General features: G+C 50.5%; 5 protein-coding genes. 4 read left to right on the top strand and 1 reads right to left on the bottom strand.

The genetic code is table 11. The annotated features are described in order from the left end of the window. Positions 1 to 123 precede the first annotated feature (123 nt). Positions 124 to 684 carry a recombinase family protein gene (locus OEL57_RS13500; RefSeq protein WP_300741119.1) on the bottom strand — a complete coding sequence of 187 codons (561 nt, stop codon included), beginning with the start codon at positions 682 to 684 and terminating at the stop codon, positions 124 to 126. A gap of 297 nt (positions 685 to 981) precedes the next feature. On the opposite strand from OEL57_RS13500, the gene OEL57_RS13495 reads away from it, so the two are divergent. The 4 genes from OEL57_RS13495 to OEL57_RS13480 all read left to right on the top strand — a co-directional run. Continuing rightward, positions 982 to 1,947 carry a DnaB-like helicase C-terminal domain-containing protein gene (locus OEL57_RS13495; protein WP_300741117.1) on the top strand — a complete coding sequence of 322 codons (966 nt, stop codon included), beginning with the start codon at positions 982 to 984 and terminating at the stop codon, positions 1,945 to 1,947. 79 nt (positions 1,948 to 2,026) lie between these two features. Next, positions 2,027 to 2,395 (top strand): hypothetical protein, encoded by a 369-nt coding sequence (locus OEL57_RS13490; protein ID WP_300741115.1) that lies wholly within the window; start codon positions 2,027 to 2,029, stop codon positions 2,393 to 2,395. A gap of 127 nt (positions 2,396 to 2,522) precedes the next feature. After that, on the top strand, positions 2,523 to 3,527 hold the full coding sequence (locus OEL57_RS13485; protein WP_300741113.1) for a helix-turn-helix transcriptional regulator: 1,005 nt from the start codon (positions 2,523 to 2,525) through the stop codon (positions 3,525 to 3,527). 65 nt (positions 3,528 to 3,592) lie between these two features. Continuing rightward, positions 3,593 to 5,702, top strand: a 2,110-nt coding sequence (locus tag OEL57_RS13480) for an AAA family ATPase (protein WP_300741112.1), incomplete at its 3' end; no start/stop codon positions are given.

Raw genomic sequence — 5,702 nt, 5'->3', positions numbered from 1 at the left:
AAGGAGAACCAATAGCGGGTTTTCTTCTCCCTGAAAAAATCGGAAATTGTCGGAAGATTACAGGAGTTTTACGCAGAAAGGGCAGCCGTTACCGGTTGCCCTTTGGTGTTTGTGGTGAATTTGTCAAGTTGTTGTCCTCGCTGCCTTGGCTATACGGTATACACTCGCAACACCAATATTCAGCTCTTCAGCTACCTTCTGCTTGGTCTTGCCCTGGGCTAATAGTTCAAGCACCTGCTTGGACAAGGCGCGTGCCTTTGGTATACGGCCTTTGTACTTCCCTTCTTCCTTGGCGATCTTGATCCCTTCACGCTGCCGCTCTAGCATCATTTCTCTTTCAAACTGGCCGATTGCTGCCAGCATGGCAAGCATCAGCTTTCCGGTGGGGGTGGCAGTGTCCAGGCTGATGTTCAGCACCTTGAATGCAACCTGCTGCTGCTCCAGGCTATCCACAATCTCCAGCAGGTGCTTGGTGCTTCTGGCAATACGATCCAGCTTGCAGGCCACCACAACATCACCAGCCCTCAGATGATCCAGCATAGCCAGCAGCTGGGGGCGATCTTCCTTCACGCCGGATATTTTCTCTTGGAATATCTTGTCACAACCTGCAGCAGTAAGCTGTTCAATTTGTGCCGTCAAATTTTGGTCCGTGGTTGATACCCGCGCATATCCGATAGTTGCCATGGTAGACTCCCCCCGTTGATTTTATCAATAGCCACAAACACTATATGATAAATCTATCAATAGAATCTAAGACATGCAAGCTTTTTATTTATTTCAGCTTTTCCGGTTGTATAAGTTATTGATTTTACATTACTGAGCCTGTCAATCACTTTACTACCAATAGGGCATGGTCTATTGATGTGTAGATGATTTGAAAACCAAGCTGATGCTACAGGATCAGTTCTTGCAAAACTAAACGACATTGACTGTCGCCATGCACTGATAGGCTGTCCCATATTCCACATTATGGGAGGCTCTATGCAAACCTTTGATGATCCAACAAGGCAAAATCCATTGTGCAATGCCATCTACCGCTACAAAGGTCAGCCAATACAAGCATTACACGAGTTCATAGACGAATCCTATGAAACCATTCGCCAGGTGAATTTGAACAAGAATAGAGTCACAGGATACCCAACTGGCTTCATTGACTTAGACCACATGTTGTCTGGCCTCCAGCCTGGGAGCCTGACTGTTTTGGCTTCACGCCCCTCTATGGGCAAAAGCGCGTTAGCCCTGAACATCCTCCAAAACCTAAGCTTAAATAACACCATACCTACGGCAATATTTTCAATGGAACTCTCTAAAGAACAACTTGGCATCCGTTTGCTAACAGCCACTGCCCGTGCTGATTCTGGCAGAGTAAGGGCCGGACAATTAACTGAGGCAGATCTGCTCAATCTTGATGATGCGAAGGAGTTACTGCGAAGAAGTTGTATCTACATTGACGACACCTCAGGCATCAGTATCACGGAATTGCTTGCCAAGGTAATACGCTTAAAAGTTGATCACAACATTCAGATGATTGTCATAGATAGCCTGCAGCTTATGCGTGACGATTCAAGATCAGCTCTTACCCCAGTAGAAATATCCAGAATTTCCAGTTCGTTAAAGGTGTTGGCCAGAGAGCTTGAAATTGCCGTCATCGTGCTTTCACAACTAAACTCGTCAGTAGAGAAGCGGAAAGCACGAAAGCGGTGTCCCAGGTTGAGCGACCTGGGGAACACCGGCTCACTTGAAGATGATGCCGATGTCATACTGTTCCTCCATAGGGAGGCTGTTTATTGCAAGCATTGCAGAAGACGTGACGGGTCATGCGTCCACAATCACGAACGAACTGCTGAGATCATTATTGCCAAAAACAAGAATGGGCCTATTGGAACCGTATATCTTGATTTCTATGGAGAGACCATGCGTTTTGAAAATCCGAGCTGGACTGAATGATCTAAAGAGACAACAAAGCGACGCAGTCTGTCGCCATTGTGGGCTAGAGTTGGTACATATTACACACAGGAGGCCCATCATGGCACGCACAGCACAGGAAACAGTAAAGGTATTATCAGACATCTATGACGAGACATTTGCCAATGACAGCTACGAACAGTTTCAGGTTGGCTGGGCAGAGTTGCGGAGTATAGCCGGTGTCACCAAACTGACCCCAACCTACCTTAATCAGCTTAGCGGCCACCTGCGTGACATTGAAATGCTGCTGGTAGCCTGCGACTCTTTTCTGCTTGTCGCTCGACAGCAGGATTTGGCTCATGCTCGGACTGTACCGGCACGACTGGTTGAGCAGTACCTGCCTGATCATGAAGATGACAATGATCTGGAAATAGACGAGGAAGAGCTTGCTGATGCTGAAAACAATCTGTCAGAAGATGAAAGTTTCTAACAGCCAGACTGGCACACTCGAATGGGTGTGCCAGTTTTATTACCACGCGGAATTGCCTCATGGCAAAATTCTGGTACGATAAACGACATGGATTGTCGTGATTTTTTTGTACTGAGGAGCAATGACCATGAGTACACTTTACCGCCATTGGCTGATGCTGCGCATGATTCCCAGAAAAGGAACCGGTATTTCAACGGTTGAGATATGCAGTCGCCTTAAGCATGAGGACGGCATTGAAACAACCCTGCGTACCATCCAGCGTGACCTGATTGAGCTTGAATCGCTCTTTCCGATTACAAGTGACGGCAAAAAACCGTCTGGTTGGAAGTGGACCGACGATGCTGCCAGCTTCGATATCCCCAACATGGATCCGGTGACTGCTCTCACTTTCACACTTGCTGGGGAGTATCTTGGAAGGATGCTACCCAAAGGCATTCTCTCTGCACTCGCCCCTTACCAGAAGTCAGCAAAACAACGCCTGGAAAATGCTGTTGATACAAAGTTGGCTTCCTGGCCGAACAAGGTCCGGGTCATGTCGCGTAACCTTGTTTCCATCCCACCTGATGTTTCAGAAGAGCTTGCAGAAAAAGTCTACACAGCGTTGCTCGAGGAAAAACGCTTTGCCGCCAGCTATCGCACCGTTAGCGGCAAGATCAGCACCTATCAGGAAGTCAATCCGTTAGGCATGGTCTTCGTAGATGGGCTTACCTACCTGATCGCCTCCATCAACCAGCATGTTGATCCCATTCTGCTGTTATTGCATCGGTTCCAGTCAAACGAGCTACTTGATAAGCCGGTAACCGTCCCGAAGGATTTTGATCTGGATGAGTGGGTAGAAGAGCTTCTGACGTTCCCGGTTGGTGATACTATCAGATTAAAGGCAAGGTTCAGCCATCAGGATGATATTCAGCGCATCAAAGAGTCACCGCTGTCAGATGACCAGAAGGTAAAGGAGCTGCCGGATGGTCGTTTTGAGCTGATTGTATCAGTGGAGGATACCCTCCAGTTACGCTGGTGGCTGAACGGCTTTGGAGCACGGGTTGAGGTCTTGGCTCCGGATTCCCTGCGCCAGGAGTTTGTGGAGCTAAGCAGGCAGTATTCCGCTATCTATAAAACCAGCGGCAGTGAGTAAAACGACATAAATCGTCGTCATGCTCTGTCATTCTATATCCAACACTACCAGTTGGGAGGCAGATCATGAGACGCAGAAATCAACACAACCGCCACCGTTTCCAATCAAAAACAGCAAAGCTGAGCAATGAGAGCAGAAGCTATATGCCGCTTTTCGGCACCTGGCTGATTGATCTGGCGCTGGTTTTCGGCTGGCATGAGTGCAGATCAAAAAACCGTTGGCCAGACATATTTTCTGACGATGGTTTTTGCGCCCTTATCGGGTTGCCGCTCCTTGAGGAAACAGAAGATGACGACGAGGAATGCCCGGTGCCGGTTACAACCTCGCGCTGTCGCACCAAGCTACTGATACAGCGCAAGCAGCTTCAGAAAATGCAATTGCCTGATGACCTGCCGCTCCTTAACAACATCGACCTGCTGGGAGAGCTCCTTGCCCTTAACGAGGCGGAAAAAACACTGCTGATCTTTGCCGCCGGACTGGATGCGGTTCCAGAATTTAAAGACGCCATCAGCTGTCGTTCTGAAAAAACCAGCATCTCCGGCTTTTGCCAGGCTCTGGGGCGGATAACCGGAACAGCGGAGGCGGCACTGAGTAAAGCCCTGCATCGTGACAGTATTCTGCTTACCACCGGTCTGCTTGAAATCAGCAGGCACGCCAGCAATGATCTGGAGGACAAAGTAAGCCTGATGGGCGGTCTTGGGGACACCCTGCTGATTCGCCATACCAGCACCGAAGAGCTGGTCTCCCGTTTCATGAAGAAGGCGGCAGCGCCGACTCTTACCCTGGAAAACTTCCCCCACTTGCAGAGGGATGCCGCACTGCTTTCAGGCTATCTGCGCAATGCTCAGCTGAAAAAGGAACACGGCGTCAACATTTTGCTTCACGGCAAGCCCGGTGTGGGCAAAAACGAGTTTTGCCAGGCACTGAGTGAAGAATTGCAGGTTGAGCTGTTTGAAGTTTCTTTTACTGATGAGGATGGTGACCCGATCAAAGGTGAAGCACGGCTTAAGGCATATGCACTCTGCCAGAAGCTGCTGTCATCCCACGGCAACGCCATGCTGCTGTTCGATGAAATTGAGGATGTCTTCCCCGGCGGTTTCAATTTTTTCAGCATGCTGTTTGGCGGTAACATGGCAAAACATGGCAGTGCTGCCGGTGGCAAGGCCTGGATCAATCGGACCATGGAAAACAATCAGGTGCCTGCCATCTGGATCTGTAATCAGGTAGATCATATCGACAAAGCCTATCTGCGGCGTTTTGATTATTCGGTAAGCTTTCCCATTCCTCCTCTTGCCATCAGGGTTACAATGGCGGAACACCATCTGGCTGTTTTCGATCCGCCCCACGCCTGGCTGGAAAAATTGGCATCTAATGAACAGATCACACCGGCCCAGTTTGAGCGGGCGGCCAAAGTGGCACGGCTTGGCAGCCCTGACAACAACCGGCAGGCGCTGGAGCTGGTGCAGCAGACCCTTGACCGCAGTACCAGCCTGCTTGGACAGAAGAAAACGCCGGTGAGAAACATTCTGCGTACCGGCTACAGCCTGGAGTGGCTGAATACTGATCTGCCGATTGACAAGCTGGTTGATAGCATCAAGCGCAGGCCTCACGGTAGCTTCTGCTTCTACGGCACAGCCGGTACCGGCAAGAGTGAGCTGGCTCGTTACATGGCTGATCAAGTCGGCAAGCCGCTGATCGTCAAACGCGCCTCTGACATTCTGGGTATGTATGTGGGGCAGTCAGAGCAGAACATCGCCGCCATGTTCAGCGAAGCACGGGAGCAAGATGCAGTGCTTGTGCTGGACGAGGCGGACAGTTTTCTGTCAGACCGCCGTGATGCCCATCGCAGTTGGGAGGTAACCCAGGTCAATGAGCTGCTGACCCAGATGGAGGCCTTTGATGGGATCTTTATCTGCACCACCAACCTGATGAGCAAGTTGGATCAGGCGTCACTGCGGAGGTTTGCCTTCAAGGTCCGGTTCGCTCCCCTCAAACCGGAGCAGCGGGTGGCCATGTTCAGGCAGGAGCTGGTACGGATGGGGGGCGATGAATCAGAGAGTAGTGCCTGGGATGAGCAGGTAAGACGCCTGGAGCAGCTCACCCCTGGCGATTTTGCCGTGGCTGCCCGGCAGTTTGAGCTGTGGGATGAGGCAGCCACAGCTGGCCGGCTGCATG

The organism is Trichlorobacter sp. (assembly GCF_030247655.1).
In the GTDB taxonomy this organism is placed as follows: domain Bacteria; phylum Desulfobacterota; class Desulfuromonadia; order Geobacterales; family Pseudopelobacteraceae; genus Trichlorobacter.
This window is presented reverse-complemented; position numbering and strand designations above follow the sequence as displayed.